Origin of the sequence: Hymenobacter cavernae (assembly GCF_014641455.1) — a bacterium.
In the GTDB taxonomy this organism is placed as follows: Bacteria; Bacteroidota; Bacteroidia; order Cytophagales; family Hymenobacteraceae; genus Hymenobacter; species Hymenobacter cavernae.
This window is the reverse complement of record NZ_BMHT01000003.1, coordinates 14,375-34,062: the sequence shown is the minus strand read 5'-3', so window position 1 is coordinate 34,062 and position 19,688 is coordinate 14,375. Positions and strand designations below refer to the sequence as shown.

Sequence of the window (19,688 nt, the reverse complement as noted above, 5' to 3'; positions counted from 1 at the left end):
ATGATACAGAGCATTGCCCAAAAAGAGTTTGTGAGCACCCTGCGCGACCGACGCTTCGTGGTGCTGAGCGTGCTGGTGCTTGGGCTGTTGCTGGCTGCCACGCTGGTCGGTCGCGCCAGCTACCGCACCTTGCAACGGGAGCGCACAGTGGCGCAGCAAACCGTTAATGACCAGTTTCATCACCAGCCCAACCGCCATCCGCACCGAGTGGCGCACTATGGCTCGTTTGCGTTTCGGCCCAAATCGGGCTTGAGCTTCCTCGACGCGGGGCTGGATTCGTTTACCGGCGCGTCGGTGTTTTTGGAGGCGCACCAGCAGAACAGCGTTAATTTCAGTCAGGCGCAGCAGTCGGGCTCGCTCATCCGGTTCGGGGAGCTGACCGTGGCCTTTGTGTTGCAATTGCTAGTGCCGCTGCTGATTATTTTTCTGTGTTTCAGCGCTTTCACCGAGGAGCGCGAAACCGGCACTTTGAAGCTATTGCTGAGCCAGGGCGTGTCGCTGCGGCAGGTAGCCTGGGGCAAAATCGTGGGCTATGGGCGGGCGGTGGCGCTGGTGGTCGGGCCAGCGCTGGCGCTGGCGGCGTGGCTGCTGTTTGGAGAGGAGGAGTTCGGCAATAACCCTGATTTGTGGGTGCGCCTGGCCTTGTTCGGGGCGAGCTACGTGGTGTATTTCTTCCTGTTTATCGTGGGCTCGGTGGTGGTGTCGGCATGGCAGCAACACGCGCGCACGGCCCTCGTGACGCTGCTCGGCTGCTGGATGCTCGGCTGCATCATCCTTCCCAAAGCCACGGCCAACCTAGGTGCCAACCTTTTCCCCACCATCACCAAAGCGCAAATGGATGCCGCCGTGCACGAGGAAGCACAAAAAGGCATCAACGGCCACGACCCGCAGGATAAGCGCACGGCTCTGCTGAAGGAAAACCTGCTTAAAAAGTACGGCGTAACGTCCGAAAAGGAACTGCCGGTGAGCGTGGGCGGCCTGGTAATGGCCGAGAGTGAAGCCTACACCAGCCAGGTCTACCAGCAGCATTTTGCCGACCTCACCCGCACCTACGAGCGCCAAAACGCCCTTTCGACCTGGGCCGGCTTGCTGAACCCTTACCAAGCCATTCGGCCGCTTTCGATAGGGCTAGCCGGCTCCGACTTCGCTCATTATGTGCACTTTCAGCAAGCCGCTGAGGACTACCGCTACCAACTCGTGCAGCGCCTGAACGCGTTGCAGGCCAGCATGGGCTACGGCGACAAGGAGCGCAAACTCGACGCCGCTACCTGGCGGGCCATCCCTACCTTCGCCTACCACGCGCCGCCGCTTAGTTGGGCGCTCGGCTACCTGCTGGTGCCCGCGCTGGCGCTGCTGCTGTGGGCCGTGGGGCTGAGCTGGCTGGGACTGAAAGTGATTGACAAAACGCCTATTGCCTAGCTTAATGAGAGTATTCTGGATTCTGTTTACCGCCGAATGGCGGCATTTTAAAGCCGCCCGCGGCCTTGTTCTACTGACGAGTCTCGTGCTGCTGGTAGGGCTGTACGGCATCTACTACGGCACTACCGAAATCGGGCGCCAACGCCAGCACCTGGCCGAGCTGCCCGCGCTGGCCCACCACAATGTGGAGGAGCTGAAAACCAAGTTTCCAGAGCCTGCCGATGCCGGTGAAATCGGCTACTATCACACCACCTTCGCCGTGCACCACCCGACGCCCTGGGCGAGCCTCTCGCTGGGCCAGCGCGACGTGAACCCATACTACGTGAAGCTGCGCTTGCTCGGCCTACAAGGCCAGCTCTACGCCTCCGAAAACGTGAATCCAGCCAAGGTGCTCAGCGGCAACTTCGACCTGGCTTTTGTGCTGGTGTATTTGTTCCCGCTGCTGATTATTGCCTTGAGCTTCAACTTGCTATCCAGCGAAAAGGAACAAGGCATTCTGCCGCTGCTGCTGGCCCAGCCGGTGAGTGCGGCGCTGGTGGTCGGGGCCAAGCTGGCGTTTCGGTTGGCGCTGGTGCTCGGGCTGGCACTGGTGCTGTCGGGGGTGGCGATGCTGTGGGCGCGTGTGCCTCTGGATGGCCGCGTGGGGCTGTGGCTGGCGCTGGTAATGCTCTACTGTTTGTTCTGGTTTGGGCTGGCCTTTCTCGTCACGGGCTTGCAGCGCAACTCGGCCTTCAACGCGGTGGCCTTAGTAGGTTTGTGGCTGGTGCTGGTGGTGCTGGTGCCGGGCTTGCTGAACGTGTACGTGAGTGCCGCCCGGCCCGTACCGCAAGGAATTGAGCTGACGGTGAAACAGCGCGAAGAAATTCACGGCGGCTGGGACAAGCCCAAAACGGAAACCATGAACCGCTTTTTCGCCCTCTACCCGCAGTGGCGCGACACCACTACCATCAAGGAGCATTTTGTGTGGCGCTGGTACTACGCTTTTCAGCACCTAGGTGACCAATCGGTGCAGCCGCTGGCAGTTGCGTATACCGACGGGCTGCGCCAGCGCTACGAGCTGGTGAATCGCCTCAACTGGCTCTCGCCCGCCATCAATGCCCAGACCAGCCTCAATGCCCTGGCTGGCACCGATTTGCCTACGCACCTAGCTTTTCAGCGAAGTGCCACCCGCTACCACGATACACTACGGGCATTTTACTACCCCTACCTCTTCCGCCAAGTGGCCTTCACTCACGCCGACTACGCTAAGGAGCCAACGCACACCTTCACGAGCAGCTCCGAAATCAGTACGACCATCAGGGGCTTGGGCAAGCTGCTGGTGAGCCTCGGCGTGGTATATGCGGCTGGCCTGCTGCTGTTTCGGGCGCGGCCCATTAATCCGCGCTAAGCAAACCTAGGTTTGCTTGAATAGACCTCTCCGCGGAGCCAGCCGGAGCACCTTCAGGCCAGATACTCAAAACTCCAGTCGAAACACGCTGCCCGTTCCCTCCACCGACTGCACCTGAATGCTGCCTTTGTGCAGATGCATAATCTGCTTGGCCAGGCTTAAGCCGATGCCAGAGCCATTTTTGTGCGTGGTAAAAAAGGGAATGAAGATGCTATCCAGTAAGTCGGCCGGAATGCCCGTGCCGTTGTCTATTACTTCGAGCACGACCCGCTCCTTCTCGTTTACTTTGGCTACCAACTGAATCTGCGGATGAGGCCGGCCTTCCACGGCGTGTGCCGCATTGAGCACCAGGTTGATAAGCACTTGCTCCATCAGCCGGCTATCCGCTTGCAGGAGCAAATCGGAGGGTTGAATAGAGAGAAGTAACTCAATGTTCTGCTTTGCCAACTGGTTCATCAGTAGTGTTCGGATGCTGTTGAAAAGCTCCTGCACATAAATAGTAGTCCGTAGCGGCGTGGTGATCTTGCTGAAGTTGCGGTAGACCTGGGCAAAATTCAGCAGTCCTTCGCTGCGGTGCTGGATAATGCTGATTCCTTCTTCCACATCGTCGAGCAAATCGGAGTCATGAAAAAGCGGCTCGGTGGCTTTTTCCTTTTCCAGGCGCACGTGGCGGCGCAGCGTGTCGGCCAGCGAGGCAATAGGCGCCACCGAGTTCATGATTTCGTGCGTCATCACGCGCAGCAGCTTCTGCCAGGCCTCCGTCTCAGTTTCATCGAGGGCATGGCTCACATTCTTGAAGGCAATGAGCGTGAAGCTGCGATTGTGCAGCCTGAACGACGTTGCCGACAACAACAGCTGCATCGTCCGCTTACCCACGGTTAGTTTTACCACCGAAGAAGCACCGGGTTCCAGCTGCATAATGGCATCATAGAGCACCTCGTGGCGCTTCTGCAACGCCTGGATACTATGCAGGCAAGGCAACTCCAAGGTTTGCTTAAAGGCCTCATTGACCCATTCTACTTGGCCCTCCGCGTCGTAGGAAAGGATGCCGGTGTCAATTAGCTCCAGCACCGTTTGCAGGTACGTAAACTGCGCTTCCTTTTCCGCGCTCAGCTGCCGGAACGTGCTGTTGATCTGGTTGAAAGCGGCGTGTAGTTGCTTCAGGGAAGGATTGGTGTGCGCTTCGTTGAAGTGCTGCGAAAAGTCGCGGTATTTCACGGCCAGAATAAAGCTAGCTAGCTCTTTGTTGCTGCGCGTGACGTAGCGGGCTAGCTCCAACACCAGCACCACGATCAGGAAGCCCGCGAACAGCACGGGCGCATACATGGCCTTGTGCGCGTAGTAAACCGCCCCGTACAGCAGCGCAAACAGCCCCAGCAGTCGGAAGAAAATGCCGATTTCGAGCCGTTTAAAGGTCATGTTTTTCGAGGCGACGGTAGAGAGCGGTGCGCGTAATACCTAGCTCTTTGGCGGCTTTGGTGATGTTGCCGTTGTGGCGCTCAATCACGCGCAGGATCGTGTTCTTTTCCACCTCTTGCAGCTGCAAAGGGCCTTCGGGGTAGCTGGGTAAAGCTAGCCCAGGAGCTGGCAACGGCATTTCCATGGCCGAAAAGCTGAAATCCTGGGGACGCAGCACGTTGCCCTCGGCCAGGATGATGGCTCGCTCCACGGCGTGCTGTAGCTCCCGAATATTGCCCGGCCAGCTGTGCTGCTTGAGCTTTTTGAACGTCGTCGGCTCAAACTCGGGCGTGGGCTTGTGGTTGCGGGCCGCGTACAGGGCTGCGAAATGCCTGGCTAGCAGCAGCACATCGTCGCCCCGTTCGCGGAGCGGTGGGAGGGTAATTTCGACCGTATTGATGCGGTAAATCAGGTCTTTGCGAAACTGGTTCTTGGCGGCTAGCTCGTAAAGCGGCGCATTGGTGGCTGAGATGAGCCGGATGTCAACGGGTACCGGCACGTTGCTGCCCAGCGGAATCACCTGCCGGTTTTGCAAGGCCGTCAGCAGTTTGGCCTGCTGGGGGAGGGAGATATTGCCGATTTCGTCCAGAAACAGTGTGCCCGTGGAAGCGGCTTCGAAGCGCCCTACCCGGTCGTCCTTGGCATCGGTGAACGAGCCTTTCTTGTGACCGAAAAGCTCACTTTCAAAAATGCCTTCGCTCATGGCCGCTAAGTCGGCGGTGATAAACGGCTTGCTCGCCCGAAACGACCGTTGGTGCAACGCCTTCGCTACTAGCTCTTTGCCCGTGCCGTTTTCGCCCAGCAAGAGCACATTGGCTTCGGTCGGCGCCACCTTTTCTAGTTTGTGAAATAGCTCCTGCATGGGCTCCGAGTTGCCCAGGATGGCCTCGGCGGCGAAGGAAGCGGAGCGTTTTGGCTGACTGCTGGTGGGGCCGCTTTTACGGGTTTTCTGTTGCAGGGCGGAAGCTAGGGTTTCCAGGAATTTCTCGTTATGCCACGGCTTCACAATGAAGTCGGTGGCGCCGGCCTTCAACGACCGCACGGCCGTGCTGATTTCGCCGTGGGCCGTGATCATAATTACGGTGGCCTCCTTGTCGCGCTCCAGGATGCGGCCGAGCCAATACAGGCCTTCGTTGCCGGTACCTAGGTTGCTTTTGAAGTTCATATCCAGGAAGATGACATCGAACGTCTGCCGGCCCAGCACCGCTAGTAGGTTCTCCGGATTCTTCTCCGTCACGACTTCCTGCACCTCGGTTTTAAGCAGCATTTTGACTGCAAACAGCACATCGCTGTCGTCGTCAACTATCAGCACGCGCACTTTACTGGAAGCCATTGGAACTGTTGCAAAAGGGAGGATGGATGACCGGCGAAAGAACCTAGGTACTAAGTACTCGAATGCCGACCACAAACTGTACTAATTTACAAAAACGCCCTTTTTAGCTTGCAAAGCAGGTTCTCGCTGCGCTTACTGCTCAAAGTGTATCGGTACCGAACAGTAAAGTGTATCAAAAGCGAACAGTATTGCCATTAAAGAGCTGGCTTTAATAAATAAGTTACTTAAAGTCAACAACTTATATCAACGGCACAATCCTTATTGGAATACTTGGCAGAAGCAATTGCGAAGGCTAACAACGCATTTCGAAGACCATGGACGTACCTATTCAAAAGAAAACCTGGACGACGCGCAAGCTGCTACTCGTGGCAGGCATTGTCGTCGTGGCGGGGCTGCTGGTAGCTAGCTTCTTATCTACAGCCGGCCCCACCAAGCTGAACGTGGACCCCGAGCGCATCACCATTAGCGAAGTCACGAAGGGCACTTTTCAGGAGTTCATCCCCATCGATGGCACGGTAATGCCGATCAAAACCATTTACCTGGACGCCACCGAAGGCGGCACGGTGAAGAATATCTTGGTGGAAGACGGCGCCACGCTCACGCCCGGCCAGCCCATTATTCAACTGACGAATACCGACTTGCAGCTGGAAATGGTGAACCGCGAAACGGCCGTGTTCGACCTGATGAACAACCTCCAGAACACGCGCAATCTGATGCGCCAAAACCGCATCCAGCAACTCAACCAGCTAGCCGACATCGAGTATCAGCTGAAGGAAGCCAAACGCATCTACGAGCTGAACAAAACGCTCCACGAGCAGAAGGTAATTTCCCGCCAGGACTTCAACCAGAGCCAGAATAACTACCAGTACCAGGTGCGCAAGCAGCAGCTCACCCGCCAAACCTTGCAGCAGGATTCGGTAGCGATGCGCCAGCAAATCAACCAGATGCAGGAATCGGTGGGGCGCATGCAAAGCAACCTAGCCCTGATGCGCAAGAAGATGGACGACCTCACCATCAAAGCGCCGGTGGCCGGGCGCATCACCTCCTTGAATGCCGAAATTGGGGAGTCGAAAGCCCGCGGGCAGCGCATTGGCCAGCTCGATATGCTGAATGGATTGAAGGTGCGCGCCAATATTGATGAGTACTATATCTCGCGCATTTTTCCCGGCCAAAAGGGCGAGTTTGTGCTCGATGGCAAGCAGTATGACCTCAGCGTGAAGAAGATTTACACGCAGGTTACCAAGGGTTTGCAAGTGGATATGGAGTTTGTGGGCAAAGCGCCGGAGGGTATCCGCCGCGGCCAGACCTTGCAAGTACGCCTCGCCCTAAGCGACCAAACCCAGGCAGTGCTGGTGCCCAAAGGTGGCTTCAACCAGAAAACCGGCGGCAACTGGATTTTCAAAGTCAGCGACAACGGCACTAAAGCCTACAAAGCCGACATCCGCCTAGGCCGCCAAAACCCGGAATACTACGAAGTGCTGGAAGGCCTCAAGCCCGGCGATAAAGTGGTGACCTCCAGCTACGAAGGCTACGAAGATATGGGCGAACTCGTGCTCAAAGACAAGCAAGAATAGTCGGGACTACCTCGCTATAATCAGAACCAACCAGTCCAACTCCCCGCATCATGATCAAGATTGAAAACCTGGAAAAAGTGTACCGCACGGAAGAGGTCGAGACTAAAGCCTTGAACAAAGTATCCCTTACCGTGAACGAGGGCGAGTTCGTGGCCATCATGGGACCGTCGGGGTGCGGCAAGTCTACCTTGCTGAATATCATTGGTTTGCTGGATGAGCCTGACGGCGGCAGCCTCAAATTTGCCGGCACCGAAATAGCTCACTACACCGAACGCAAGCGGGCCGATCTGCGCAAGCGAAACCTAGGTTTCGTTTTCCAGAGCTTCAACCTGATCGACGAGCTGACGGTGGTGGAAAACGTGGAGCTGCCTTTGATCTACCTAGGGGTAAGCGCGGCCGAGCGCAAGGAGAAAGTAGATAAGGTGCTGGAAAAGATGCAGATCATGCACCGCCGCAACCACTTTCCGCAGCAGCTCTCGGGCGGCCAGCAGCAGCGCGTGGCCGTGGCTCGGGCTGTGATTAACTCGCCCCGCTTAATCTTGGCCGACGAACCCACCGGCAACCTCGACTCCAGCAACGGCAACGAGGTAATGGAGCTGCTCACGGAGCTAAACGAAGCAGGCACCACCATCATCATGGTCACGCACTCCGAGCACGACGCCCGCTATGCCCACCGCGTCATTCGCCTGCTCGACGGCGAGGTGGTGATGGAGAACGTGCATAAGCAGTTCACTGCCTGAATCTTATTGCCGCTGCACCTACCTACTCAGCACCTAGGTCTAGCTAGGTCGGAGCGTCAACTTCCCCCTACACCTCGCACTGATAAACCGCTGCCGTTATGTTTAAGAACTACCTAAAAGTTGCCTACCGCAGCCTCGTCCGCCACAAGGGCTTTTCGTTTCTGAACATTGTCGGCTTGGCCCTAGGTCTCACGGCGTGCCTGCTAATCGGGCTGTTTGTGTTTGATGAGTTGCAGTACGACAAGTCGGTTCCGGAAGGCAACCAAGTGTATCGGGTGTACACAGAATACACGAAGAATGAGGCACTTGAGGCCTTCGCGGTAGTTCCGCCCATGTTTGCCACTACCCTGAAGCAGGAGTTTCCCGAGGTGGAGCAAACCACGCGCATCCTGATGAACTCGTCGATCAGTTTGCTGGAGGTCGGGGAGAAGAAGATCTATTTGGAGAACGGGCTGATTGCGGATTCCACCTTTTTCGATGTCTTCCCGCTGCCCTTCAAGTACGGCTCCGCTAAGGAAGCTTTGGCCGGAACCCGGTCTATTGTGCTGGCGGAAGACGCCGCCAAAACGCTCTTCGGCGGCCAAGACCCGGTAGGAAGAGAGCTGAAAGTCAGCAAGACAACTTTCATCGTGAAAGGAGTGCTGCGCAACAGCTTGTCTAAATTCCACCTCAAAATCAACTATGTGCTGCCGCTGGCTGCCGCCGAAATACCAGCCGAGCGCATGAAAAGCTGGGGCTGGCAACAGTTTTATACCTACGTGAAGCTGAAGCCAGGCACGGATGCCCAGCAAACCCAAGCCAAGCTGCAAGACTACATCGTGCAGAAAGTCAGGAACCTCGACAAAAAGGACCCCATCACCTTCGTTCCGTTTCTGCAACGCCTCACCGACATCCACTTACACTCGGCTAGCTTCAAATACGACTTGGCCGTGCGCGGCAACATCACCTACGTGAAAGCGCTCAGCCTCATTGCCGCTTTCGTGCTGCTCATTGCCTGCTTCAACTTCGTGAACCTAGCCACGGCAAAGTCGATGCAACGCGCCAAGGAAGTAGGCATCCGCAAAACAATCGGGGCCAGCCAGCAGCAATTGATGCTGCAATTCCTGATAGAGACGGTCCTCCTGACGTTCGTCAGCGTGCTCGTTGCCGCGGTGCTTACCTCTCTGGTGCTACCCACGCTCAACGAGTTTACGGGCAAGGACATGTCGTTCAACCTTCTCGCTCAACCCGTTATCCTCTTGCTGTTAGTGATTCTGACGGTGGTAGTTGGGCTGATGGCGGGTTTTTACCCGGCTCTGGTGCTGTCGGGGTTTCAGCCCATCAAGGTATTGAAGCGCTCCGTGGCGAGCGACGGGATGTTTGGCCGGGTGCAATGGCTGCGCCACGGGCTGATCGTGGTGCAATTCTCGTTGTCGATCTTCCTGATCGTCAGTGCTATTGTTGTCTTTCTGCAAGTGGATTACTTGCACAACAAAGACCTAGGTTTCAACCGCGAGCAGATCATGTTTTTCCCGATGCGCGGCGAAAACATGAAAAAGAGCTACGAGTCTTTCAAGAGCGAGCTGCTCCAAACGCCCGGTGTTGCTTCGGCGTCCATCGGCTACGGCTTTCCGGGCGATGCCGTGGCCGGCGACCAGATTCAGGTTCCTACCAAAGGCGAGCAAAAGCTGTATTCCGTCACGCACCTGATGGTGGATTATGATTACCTCCAGACGCTCGGGTTGCAGTTGCTAGTGGGCCGCAACTTCTCGAAAGAGCTGACCACCGATAAAGACCACGCCTTTATTATCAACCAAACGGCGGCCCAGGAGCTAGGCTTCGGCACGCCAGAACAGGCTCTGGGACAAACGCTTGTGTGGAACGTAACCGCAGATTCCGTCAAGAAGGGCCAAGTCATTGGGGTGGTGAAAGACTTCCACTACAAGAGCCTGTACGACCGGGTGGAGCCCGCCGTGCTGCACATCAACCCGGCCGACTACTGGAAAGTAGCCGTCAAGCTGAAGGGCGAAAACCTAGGTAGCGCCATCAGTGGCGTGAAGGAAGTATGGCGCAAATTCTCCCCTGATTATCCTATCGAATACAAGTTCCTGGACGACAATTTCACCCAGATGTACCAGGCCGAAGACAAGCTCAAGTCGCTGCTTTGGGTGTTCACGGCCGTGGCGGTTTTTGTGGGCTGCCTAGGTCTGTTTGGGCTAGCTACCTACGCCGCCGAGCGCCGGAAAAAAGAAATTGGTATTCGCAAAGTACTGGGTGCCAACACATCTACCATCGTGGCGCTGCTGTCGAAAGAATTCCTGAAGCTGGTACTGGTGGCGGCCCTTATTGCCTTTCCGGTGGCCTGGGTGGTGATGCGCAAATGGCTGGAAGACTTTGCGTACCGCATCAATTTCCCGCTGTGGGTATTCCTGGCGGCCGGGCTGGCTGCGGTGGCAGTAGCCTTCCTGACGATCAGCTACCAGGCTATTAAGGCGGCTACCACCAACCCCATCCAGAACCTACGAGCCGAGTAACCGGCAAGCAAAGCTAGCTTTTACGCAATGCCTTATTGATCTGCCCAATCCTTTCCAGCCGCTCCTGCCATGCTCCAGAACTATCTCAAAATCGCGCTGCGCAACCTGTGGCGCAACAAAGCTTTTTCGGCTATCAATATTCTTGGGCTAGCTATTGGCATGGCTACCTGCCTGATGATCATGCTGTTCGTGCAGAACGAGCTGAGCTATGACCGCTACAATGAAAAGGCCGACCACATCGTGCGGGTCGTGTTTCGCGGGTCAATACAGGGGCAGAAAATAAAGGAGGCGAATGTGATGCCGCCCGTGGCGCAAACCCTGCAAACGGAGTACCCCGAGGTGCAGGCGGCTACTCGCATTCAGGAGAGCGGCACCCCCCGGATCAGCTACGGCGATAAGTCGTTCAAGGAGGGCAAGGTGGCAATGGTTGATTCCAACTTCTTCCAGGTTTTTACCATTCCCTTGCTCCAGGGCGACCCCAAAACCGCCCTGGTTCAGCCGTATACCGTGGTCTTGTCGAAAGCAATGGCGCAGAAGTACTTCGGCGCCGCTAACCCCGTCGGTAAGGTACTGACCTTCAAGGAGTGGAATCACTCCTGCAAAGTGACCGGCGTGTTTGATAAGGTGCCCGCCAACTCGCACTTCCACTTCGACGTTTTCGCGTCGCTTTCCAGTATGCCCGATGCCAAGTCCTCCTCGTGGATGACCTCCAACTACTTCACCTACCTGGTGCTACCGGCTGGTTACGACTATAAGGTGCTGGAAGCCAAGCTGCCCCAGGTGGTGGAGAAGTACCTAGGGCCGCAGCTGCACCAAGCCTTGGGCATGAGCTTCACGCAGTTTCGGCAAAAAGGCAACGACCTAGGTCTGTACCTGCAACCCCTGACGGACATTCACCTGCGCTCCGATTTCACCGGCAACCTGGAGGCTGGCGGCGATGTGCGCTACGTGTACATTCTCGGCTCCATTGCCGTGTTTATGCTGCTGATTGCCTGCATTAACTTTATGAATCTTTCTACGGCGGGCGCTTCCAAGCGGGCGCGCGAGGTGGGCGTGCGGAAGGTGCTAGGGTCGTTGCAGGGGCAGTTGGTGGGGCAGTTTCTGCTCGAATCTATCCTGCTGACCCTCGTGGCCCTTTTGCTGGCCGTGGTATTGGTCACGATGGCCTTGCCCGTCTTCAACGACCTAGCCCAGAAGCAACTTACCTTCGATTTGCTGGCTACCTGGTGGCTGCTGCCGAGCCTCGCACTTTTCGGGGTGCTGGTGGGCCTTTTGGCGGGCAGCTACCCGGCTTTTTTCCTGTCCTCCTTCCAGCCCGTAGCCGTGCTCAAGGGCAAGTTTACCTCAGGTAAGGGCAGCTTAGGATTGCGGAGCGGCTTGGTTGTGTTTCAGTTTTGCATCTCTATTATCCTGATGGTCTGTACTTTGGTAGTGTACCAGCAGCTTGAGTACATTCAGAATAAAAAGCTAGGGTACGACAAAGACCACGTGCTGGTGCTCCCGGAAGCGTGGTTGCTGGGCAAACACGCCGAAACGTTTCGGCAGCAGCTCCTGCAAGACCCGCGGGTGGTGAGCGTGAGCACCTCCGGCTACCTCCCCGCTGGCCCGAGTTATTCCAACAACTTCCTGCTCTCCACCGACGACAACCCCACGCAACTGTTGAAAGTACTCCGCTACGAGGTTGACCCGCAATACATTCCGACCCTAGGTATCCAAGTGGCCGTGGGCCGCAACTTCTCCAGGCGTTATTCCACCGACTCCACGGCCGTAATCTTGAACGAGACAGCTGCGAAGACTTTCGGGTGGAACAAAAACGACCTAGGTCACACCCTATCGAGTTCCGATAACCAAGGCCGCAAGGTCACCTACCACGTTATTGGTGTGGTCAAAGACTTTCACTTCAAGTCCTTGCACGAGCCCATCTCCCCGTTGATCATGACACTCAGCACCACTGCCGGCGCCGTGATTGTGAAAGCCAAGGGCGCAGATCTGGCCAACCTGGTTACTTCCCTAAAAGAGCAGTGGAACAAGTTTTCGGCGGAAGATTCTTTTTCCTATTCTTTTCTGGACGAGCGCTTTATGCAAACTTACGAGGCCGAACGGAGGCTAGGTCGCATCCTGTACCTCTTCGCGGGGCTCACGGTTTTGGTGGCCTGCCTGGGCTTGTTTGGGCTGGCCACGTTCACGGCCGAACAGCGTACCAAGGAAATCGGTATCCGCAAGGTGTTGGGTGCTTCCATCCCCAACATTGTCTCGCTGCTCTCCAAGGACTTTCTCAAGCTGGTGATAATCGCCAATGTGGTGGCGTGGCCGCTGGCGTGGTGGGCCATGCACCGATGGCTGCAAGATTTTGCCTACCGCGTCAGTCTCAGTTGGTGGGTATTTGCGCTGGTTGGCGTAGTCGCAGTCCTGATTGCGCTCATAACAGTTAGTGCACAAGCCGTGCGGGCTGCGGCCTCTAACCCTATCAAAAACCTACGGGTTAATTAACAACGCTATTTTGATAGCTATACGGATTTAAACGCTGAATACTCTCTCAATAAGAGCAAAACAAAGTGTGAGCTAATCTATCAAAGTGCGATTCAGACACTGCCTAATTAGCCTTAATCCGCTCATTCTGGCAGGAGTTGTTGAAGGGCAGACCAAAAATCCAGTACAAACTCACCCTACTAAAACCCCCTCAGCATTTTATAAAAAGCCTCGGCATAGGTATCACTGATCGGGATGATTTGATCAGCAATCTGAATTCGGTTTTTCTCGATGTGGTCAATTTTATCAAGCGCAACCAGAAAGGACCGATGCACGCGAACAAAATTCTGGGTGGGCAGCAGCGCTTCTAGTTTGGCAAAGCTCAATAAGGTCATAAGCTTCTCTTCCGTGGTATGAATTCGTAAATAGTCTTTCATCCCCTCCACAAAGAGAATATCGCGGGTAGCTACTTTCTGGATGCGGTGGCCCACCTTCAGAAAAAAGTACTCCGGCTCCGCTTTTTCTTCCTGCTTTTCCAAGGTAGGGCGGGGCCGCTGTTCCTGGTACAGGCGCAAAACGCCTTTGTAAAACCGCTCAAACGTAAAGGGTTTTAACAGGTAGTCCTTCACCTCCAAGTCATACGCCTTCAGTGCATACTGATCATAGGCAGTAGTCAGGATAATCATGGGTTTGGGGCTCAGCATCGGGATGAAACTTAGCCCATCCAGATCCGGCAGGTTTATGTCCAGAAACAGCAGGTCGGGCTTGTCTTCCCTCAGATGAGAAGCGGCTTCCAAAGGACTCATGTAGGACCCTTTCAACTCTAGGAAAGAAACTTTCCGGATGTATTCTTCCAGGATTTCCTGGGCCAGATACTCGTCCTCAATGATTGTGCAGGTGAGCTTTTCTTTCATGAGCCGGTGAATGAAGGCCGTAAATGGTAAGCGTAATCGTAAAGGTTTCGCCCGTGTTCTGAATGACCAGCGTGTGCTGGTTAGGATACAACAAAGCCAGCCTTTTCCGGACATTGGGCAACCCGATGCCACCGGGCTCTTCCGGCGGATGAGCCGCGTTTTTCCCGATGGGATTCTGCACGCGAAAAGCTAGGTTATCGTCTTTTAGCTCCACCCGTACCTTCAGATCGCCGGGCGCCAGCCGAGCGGGGCTGTGTTTGTAGGCGTTTTCCAGCAGGTGAATGAACAGCAAGGGAGCAATGGAGTAGGATGCTGTCTGGCCTGCTATCTGCAGGTCGACCACCGGGCTTTGCTTGTAGCGCAGCTGCTGCAAACTCACGTAATCCCGCACATAGTCCATCTCTCGGGTCAGTGGCACGGTGGCGGCATTGGACTCATAGATCATGTAGCGCATCAACGAAGCTAGGTGCGTAACGGCCTCCGGGGCGGCGGGAGCTTGTTTGTACACCAGCGTGTGGATGTTGTTGAGCGTGTTGAACAGGAAGTGCGGGTTGATCTGCGACTTCAGGTAGTGGAGTTCGGCCTCCACGGCTTGCTTCTCCAGTTGTTCTTTCTTGATGGTATTGAGCACCAGATTCTCGGTAACCCGGGCCAGCCAGCTCAGAAACAGAAAGATAAATACCGTGAACAGGTGCATGAAATAGTACCCAAAATCAAACGGTTTCTGGTGAAAAAGCAAAAAAGGAACCGGCCCAGTCAACACGATTCCTGCCAGCCGGAGCCAGTAGCCTCTGCCTTTTCTCTGACTCGTATACTGAGTTAATAGATAGAAATGACTGTAAAAAACATACAGACAGGTCGCTATAAACCCCGTGGTGGTGGTACGCCAGAGGGCATCAGTTTCACTCCTAAGTTGGAAGCCGACCAATAAGGTGAACAAGACCCACACGAATAGGTGAATCAGCCGGAAGATTTTTTTGACGCGGTCCATAGCACAAAGGTGGCTTTTCCGGACCTGCCTAGCACACCACCCTCGACCAGATGCGCATCCTGATCTACGATCGGTGAAAAGGAGCCCGCCAGGGCTTTGGCGGAAGCAAAGCCCTGCTTGGCAGATTGCTTTACTGCATCAGCATATCGGTTTTCGCATTCCGAGTCGGCACCTATTGCTTCGTCCTGAAACAGAGAAAGCAAGCATCAGACAAGGGGCTTTACGTCCCTGATTCGAAAGATTTACCGAAGCAAATTCAGATAAAATGGAAAAGCACCCGCGCGGCCTGACCATCCGCAACGTATCCAAAACCTATGCGAACGGCGTGCAGGCGTTGCATAATGTCTCACTAGATATTCCGCCGGGTATGTATGGGCTGCTAGGCCCGAACGGCGCGGGTAAATCAACCCTCATGCGCACGCTGGCCACCCTACAGGAGCCCGACGAAGGGCAACTATTTCTGGGAGACATCGACGTGGTGAACCAAAAGGAGGCAGTACGTCAGACGCTGGGCTACCTGCCCCAGGAGTTTGGCGTGTACCCTAAAGCCAGTGCGGAAGAGCTGCTCGACTACTTCGCGGTGCTGAAAGGCATCACCAACCGGGCCGTGCGGAAGGAAACAACTGAAGCCTTACTCAATCAAACCAACCTCTGGGACAAGCGCAAGCAGAAGCTGGGCGGCTTTTCAGGGGGTATGCGGCAGCGCTTTGGCGTGGCTGTGGCCTTGCTGGGTAGCCCTCAGTTGCTCATAGTGGACGAACCCACGGCCGGCCTAGATCCCGCCGAGCGGGTGCGTTTTCTCAACCTGCTCAGCGAGTTGGGCGAAAACAGCGTCGTCATCCTCTCCACGCACATCGTGGCGGATGTGGCGGAGTTGTGCACCAACATGGCCATCATCAATCAGGGGCAGATTCTGCTGGAGGCTTCGCCGCTGGAGGCCGTAGCTGCACTGAAAGGGCTAATCTGGCGCAAGCTGACCGATAAACAAGCCCTGCCCGCGCTGGAGCAGGAGCACCAGATCATTTCGGCCAAACTGCTCAGTGGCCGCATCCTGGTGCACGTGTACGGCCCGGACAGGCCCGGCAACGGGTTTGAACCGGCAGAGCCGGATTTGGAGGATGTTTATTTCAGTGCCATGACGGGCTGCTTCGGCCCGGCCCGTGAACAGGCAAAAGCGGAGCTGATAGGGTTATGAAGTTCCAACGAATTTTTGCGCTGGAATTTCGGTACCAGCTCCGCCAAGCCTCTACCTGGCTCTACTTCGCGGTTATCCTGATCCTTGCTTTTTTGATTGTCGTTGCCAATTATGCCTCCGATGCGCGCGACGGGTATTTTTTACTCAATGCGCCCAGCGTCATGGCGGCCGTCACGGCTATCTGTAGCGTGAAGTGGCTGCTGATCGGTGCATCCGTGGCGGGCGATGCCGCAGCCCGCGATGCGCAGACGCGCATGCACTTGCTCACCTACACGGCCCCCGCCAGCAAAGCAGCCTACCTGGGCGGGCGGTTTCTGGCCGCTTTCGCCCTCAGTGTGCTCATTCTGCTCGCCATTCCGGCGGGCCTGCTGCTGGCCATGCACGGTGCCGGGATAGAGGCCGAGCTTCTAGGCCCATTCCGAGTAGCGGCTTACCTGACTACCTTTTGCTTTATTGCGTTGCCCAATGCCTTCGTTGCCACGGCCATTCAATTCTCGGTGGCGGCGCTTAGCCGCCGAGTTCTGGCAAGTTACCTGACCGGAGCAGCCTTGTTCGCGGTAGCCTACCTGATCTGGCCGGTGCTGCCGGAGGCAGGGCGGTGGGGCAATCTGGCCGATCCAATGAGCTTTGGCCCTATCCTAGACCTTCTGTCCAATCAGTGGAGCCCACTAGAAAAAAATACGCGCTTGCTGCTGCTGGAGGGCCTTTTTCTCACTAACCGCCTCCTGTGGCTCGGCATCTCGCTAGGTCTACTGGCGTTTACTTATATCCGGTTTCAGTTGGTGTTACCCGAAGCCGGGCAAACGAAGAAAACAGCCACCCCGCCACAATCAGAGGTAGCAGCCTGGCAGAACCTGAATTGGGGAGCCGGCGGCGCCCTGCCGCAGGTCCGGGGAACATATGGCTGGACCACGCAGCTGCGCCAGTTATATCACATCACTTGGCAAGCCTTTCTGCCGCTTGCCAAAAGCAAAGCTGGTCTTCCGCTCCTGGCTATTCTGGCCCTGCTGGTGGGGCTGACCGTACCCGGCAACCTGAAGGGCCGGGGCGTGCCCCTACTGCCCCGCACCGATTTTGTTCTGGATTATCTGACCGCACCACTTGCCCAGCCGGAGAGATTCTGGATTATTATCGCCCTGCTCACCATTTTCTACGCCGGGGAGCTGGTGTGGCGGGAGCGGGAAACCGGTCTGAGCGAAATTGCCAACGCGGCGCCGGTGCCGGGATGGGTGCTTTTTCTGAGCCGGTTTCTGGCGCTGTCTCTGGTGCTGGTGGTGTTTCTGGGCTTTCTGATGACGGCCGGCATGGTGGCGCAAGCGGCCTTGGGCGAACCTAGGTCTGCCATCGGGCTGTACGTACCGGTGTTGTTCGGGCTGCAATTGGCCGAGTGCCTGCTCTTTGCCCTGCTGGCCCTCGTCGTACACGTATTAGTGAATCAGAAGTTTGTGGGGCATCTGGTGGCGCTGCTGGCCTATGGACTTATCGCCTTCGCGCCCATCCTAGGTATTGAGCACAAACTGCTGATCTTCGGTGCCAGTCCGCCCTGGACGTACACCGACATGGCCGGCTTTGGACCAACACTGACGCCTTGGCTGTGGTTTAAAGGCTACTGGGCAGCTTGGGCGCTGTTGCTGGCGGTGGTGGCGGTGCTGTTTTGGGTGCGGAGCCGGGAAAGCAGCATTGCCACAAGGCTTCAACTGGCTCGTGGGCGCTTCACGGGCTCTTTGGCTTGGATGGCGGCAGCGGCAACGGGAGCCATTGCAGTGGCCGGCGGGTTTATTTTCTACAACACCAATGTGCTGCACAACTACACCAGCGCCTCCGCCAGCATGGCGCAGCGGGCCGCCTATGAGCAGCGTTACCGCCAATACCAGCATGTGCCCCAGCCCCTGCTGACCGGCGTAAACCTAGAGGTGGAAATATACCCCCAACGGCGAGCAGTCGACATACAAGGCACGTACGTGCTGGTGAACACTAGTCAAGGCCCCATTGACTTGATTCATCTGGGGACGGGCGCGGGCGTGGAAACCACCACTGTGCGTTTTGACCAGCCATTCAAGAAAGTGCTTGTGGACGAGGAGCTAGGTCACCGCATCTACGCGCTATCGAAGCCCATACCCCCCGGTGATTCGTTGCGCCTGCGCTTTCAGGTAACCTACAGAGCGAAGGGCTTTTCCAACAGCGGAGCCGACATGCAGGTGCTGAAAAATGGCACTAGCTTTCGGAGTATGGAGTGGCTGCCCGTCATCGGGTACCAGCCCTACCGGGAACTGGATGAAGCCGGCGCCCGCAAACTATATAGCCTAGCTCCCCGGGCCGCCACGGCCTCGCTCTACGACGTAGCGGCGCGGCGGTATGCTCCATTTGCCGAACAGATCCGCTTCGAGGCCATCGTAGGGACGGATGCCGGTCAACAGGTGGTGGCGCCGGGCACGTTGCGCCGAAGCTGGATTAAGGGTGGTCGCCGTTACTTCCATTACGTCACGGAAGCGCCCATTCGCAATGAATATTCCTTTTTTTCGGCGAGCTACGCGTTGCAGGAAGGGAAGTGGCGCAACTCGTCGGCCAGCTCGGCGCAGGAGGTTGCCATCCAGATTTTCTCTCCCTGGGGGTTGACGGAGAACCCGGCGCGAATGGTCCGGAGCGCGCAGGCTTCGCTGGACTACTACACCCATCAGTTTGGGCCTTACCCGCACCGGCAGCTTCGCTTTGTGGCGCATGCCGGGTACGGCTTCGGCCACCACGCCGCGCCCATCGACATTACGGCGGAGGAAGGCTTTTTCCTCCTGAATCCGAAGGCTGCTAAGCGGGGCTTTGATCTGGTGACGGCCGTGGTGGCGCACGAGGTAGCGCACCAGTGGTGGGGCAACCAGCTCAAACAAGCCTATGTAGAGGGCGCCAGCCTGATTACCGAAAGCCTGGCGTGGTACTCGGCCATGGGCGTGCTGGAGGACAACTACGGCCCTGAGCACCTCCAGCGGCTCCTGGATTTTCTGCGGGAAGAGAACGAAACCCCGCGCACCCGCGCCGCCAAGCCCCTGCTCCAGGCCGACGACTGGTACCAAAACTACCGCAAAGGACCTCTGGCGCTGTACGCGCTAAGCCAGTATGTGGGTCGGGACCGGGTAAACGGAGCGCTCCGAAACTTGCTGGCGAACCACCGCCCAGGCACGCTTCCCCGGCCCACTTCGCTGGACCTTTACCGGGAGCTGCAAACGGTAACGCCCGACTCACTCCAACCGCTGTTGCACGACCTGTTCGAAGCTAACACCTTTTGGGAGCTGGTCACGCAAGACGCTACCGCCAAACAATTCAAGGGAGGCAACTGGCAGGTAACGCTTACCCTGCAAGCCAGCAAGCTGGTTGTGGATAGCGTCGGCACTGAGACCAAACTCCCGATGAAGGAGTGGGTAGAAATCGGTGTCTTCGCTCCCGGCGAAATGGGAAAGGAGGTTGGCAAGCCGCTCTACCGGCAAAAGCACCTGATCAGATCCGGCCAGCAGACCATCGTGTTAACGGTACCTGACCAACCTGCTACCGTCGGTGTTGATCCCCGCCAATTATTGATTGATTGGAAGGCGGAGGATAATTACCAAGTGGTGAACCGGCGAAATCCGCAGTATACTGCGTCACCAGCAGGCTGGTGATCTGCTCGTGGGATTCGCACAAGAAGTTAGATATCCGCAGACGGCGCA

12 protein-coding genes are annotated in these 19,688 nt (G+C 56.6%); 8 read left to right on the top strand and 4 right to left on the bottom strand.

All coding sequences use genetic code 11. The annotated features are described in order from the left end of the window. Together IEX74_RS08350 and IEX74_RS08345 are read left to right on the top strand one after the other, a co-directional pair. Positions 1-1,419, top strand: a complete 1,419-nt coding sequence (locus tag IEX74_RS08350) for an ABC transporter permease (RefSeq protein ID WP_188813072.1) — start codon at positions 1-3, stop codon at positions 1,417-1,419. A 4-nt stretch (positions 1,420-1,423) separates the two neighbouring features. Continuing rightward, positions 1,424-2,806, top strand: a complete 1,383-nt coding sequence (locus IEX74_RS08345; RefSeq protein WP_188813070.1) for an ABC transporter permease — start codon at positions 1,424-1,426, stop codon at positions 2,804-2,806. Positions 2,807-2,872: 66 nt separating this feature from the next. On the opposite strand, the gene IEX74_RS08340 is transcribed toward IEX74_RS08345, so the two are convergent. Together IEX74_RS08340 and IEX74_RS08335 are read right to left on the bottom strand one after the other, a co-directional pair. Continuing rightward, positions 2,873-4,225, bottom strand: a complete 1,353-nt coding sequence (locus tag IEX74_RS08340) for a sensor histidine kinase (RefSeq protein ID WP_188813068.1) — start codon at positions 4,223-4,225, stop codon at positions 2,873-2,875. Beyond that, positions 4,215-5,597, bottom strand: a complete 1,383-nt coding sequence (locus IEX74_RS08335; RefSeq protein WP_188813066.1) for a sigma-54-dependent transcriptional regulator — start codon at positions 5,595-5,597, stop codon at positions 4,215-4,217. Before IEX74_RS08335 ends, IEX74_RS08340 begins: the two co-directional genes overlap by 11 nt. Before the next feature lie 314 nt (positions 5,598-5,911). Here IEX74_RS08335 and IEX74_RS08330 point away from each other — a divergent pair, with 314 nt between their 5' ends. The 4 genes from IEX74_RS08330 (at position 5,912) to IEX74_RS08315 (ending at position 12,914) form a co-directional block, all read left to right on the top strand. Continuing rightward, positions 5,912-7,171, top strand: coding sequence for an efflux RND transporter periplasmic adaptor subunit (locus IEX74_RS08330; protein WP_188813064.1), 1,260 nt, complete (start codon positions 5,912-5,914; stop codon positions 7,169-7,171). A gap of 50 nt (positions 7,172-7,221) precedes the next feature. Beyond that, complete coding sequence (locus tag IEX74_RS08325; protein WP_188813062.1) at positions 7,222-7,911, top strand: ABC transporter ATP-binding protein; 690 nt, start codon at positions 7,222-7,224, stop codon at positions 7,909-7,911. A 98-nt stretch (positions 7,912-8,009) separates the two neighbouring features. Next, complete coding sequence (locus tag IEX74_RS08320; RefSeq protein WP_188813061.1) at positions 8,010-10,424, top strand: ABC transporter permease; 2,415 nt, start codon at positions 8,010-8,012, stop codon at positions 10,422-10,424. A gap of 69 nt (positions 10,425-10,493) precedes the next feature. Next, on the top strand, positions 10,494-12,914 hold the full coding sequence (locus IEX74_RS08315; RefSeq protein ID WP_188813059.1) for an ABC transporter permease: 2,421 nt from the start codon (positions 10,494-10,496) through the stop codon (positions 12,912-12,914). Between the two features lie 179 nt (positions 12,915-13,093). Here IEX74_RS08315 and IEX74_RS08310 read toward each other — a convergent pair whose 3' ends face one another. After that, positions 13,094-13,807, bottom strand: a complete 714-nt coding sequence (locus IEX74_RS08310) for a LytR/AlgR family response regulator transcription factor (protein WP_188813057.1) — start codon at positions 13,805-13,807, stop codon at positions 13,094-13,096. After that, the gene (locus IEX74_RS08305) at positions 13,776-14,504 is read right to left on the bottom strand and encodes a sensor histidine kinase (RefSeq protein WP_229755161.1); all 729 of its coding nucleotides are present in this window, start codon (positions 14,502-14,504) and stop codon (positions 13,776-13,778) included. Before IEX74_RS08305 ends, IEX74_RS08310 begins: the two co-directional genes overlap by 32 nt. A gap of 559 nt (positions 14,505-15,063) precedes the next feature. Between IEX74_RS08305 and IEX74_RS08300 the strand changes: the two genes are divergently transcribed. Together IEX74_RS08300 and IEX74_RS08295 are read left to right on the top strand one after the other, a co-directional pair. Beyond that, positions 15,064-15,993 (top strand): ABC transporter ATP-binding protein, encoded by a 930-nt coding sequence (locus tag IEX74_RS08300; RefSeq protein WP_188813052.1) that lies wholly within the window; start codon positions 15,064-15,066, stop codon positions 15,991-15,993. Further along, positions 15,990-19,640 (top strand): M1 family aminopeptidase, encoded by a 3,651-nt coding sequence (locus IEX74_RS08295; RefSeq protein WP_188813050.1) that lies wholly within the window; start codon positions 15,990-15,992, stop codon positions 19,638-19,640. The genes IEX74_RS08300 and IEX74_RS08295 overlap by 4 nt, the downstream gene beginning before the upstream one ends. The last annotated feature ends 48 nt before the right edge of the window (positions 19,641-19,688 follow it).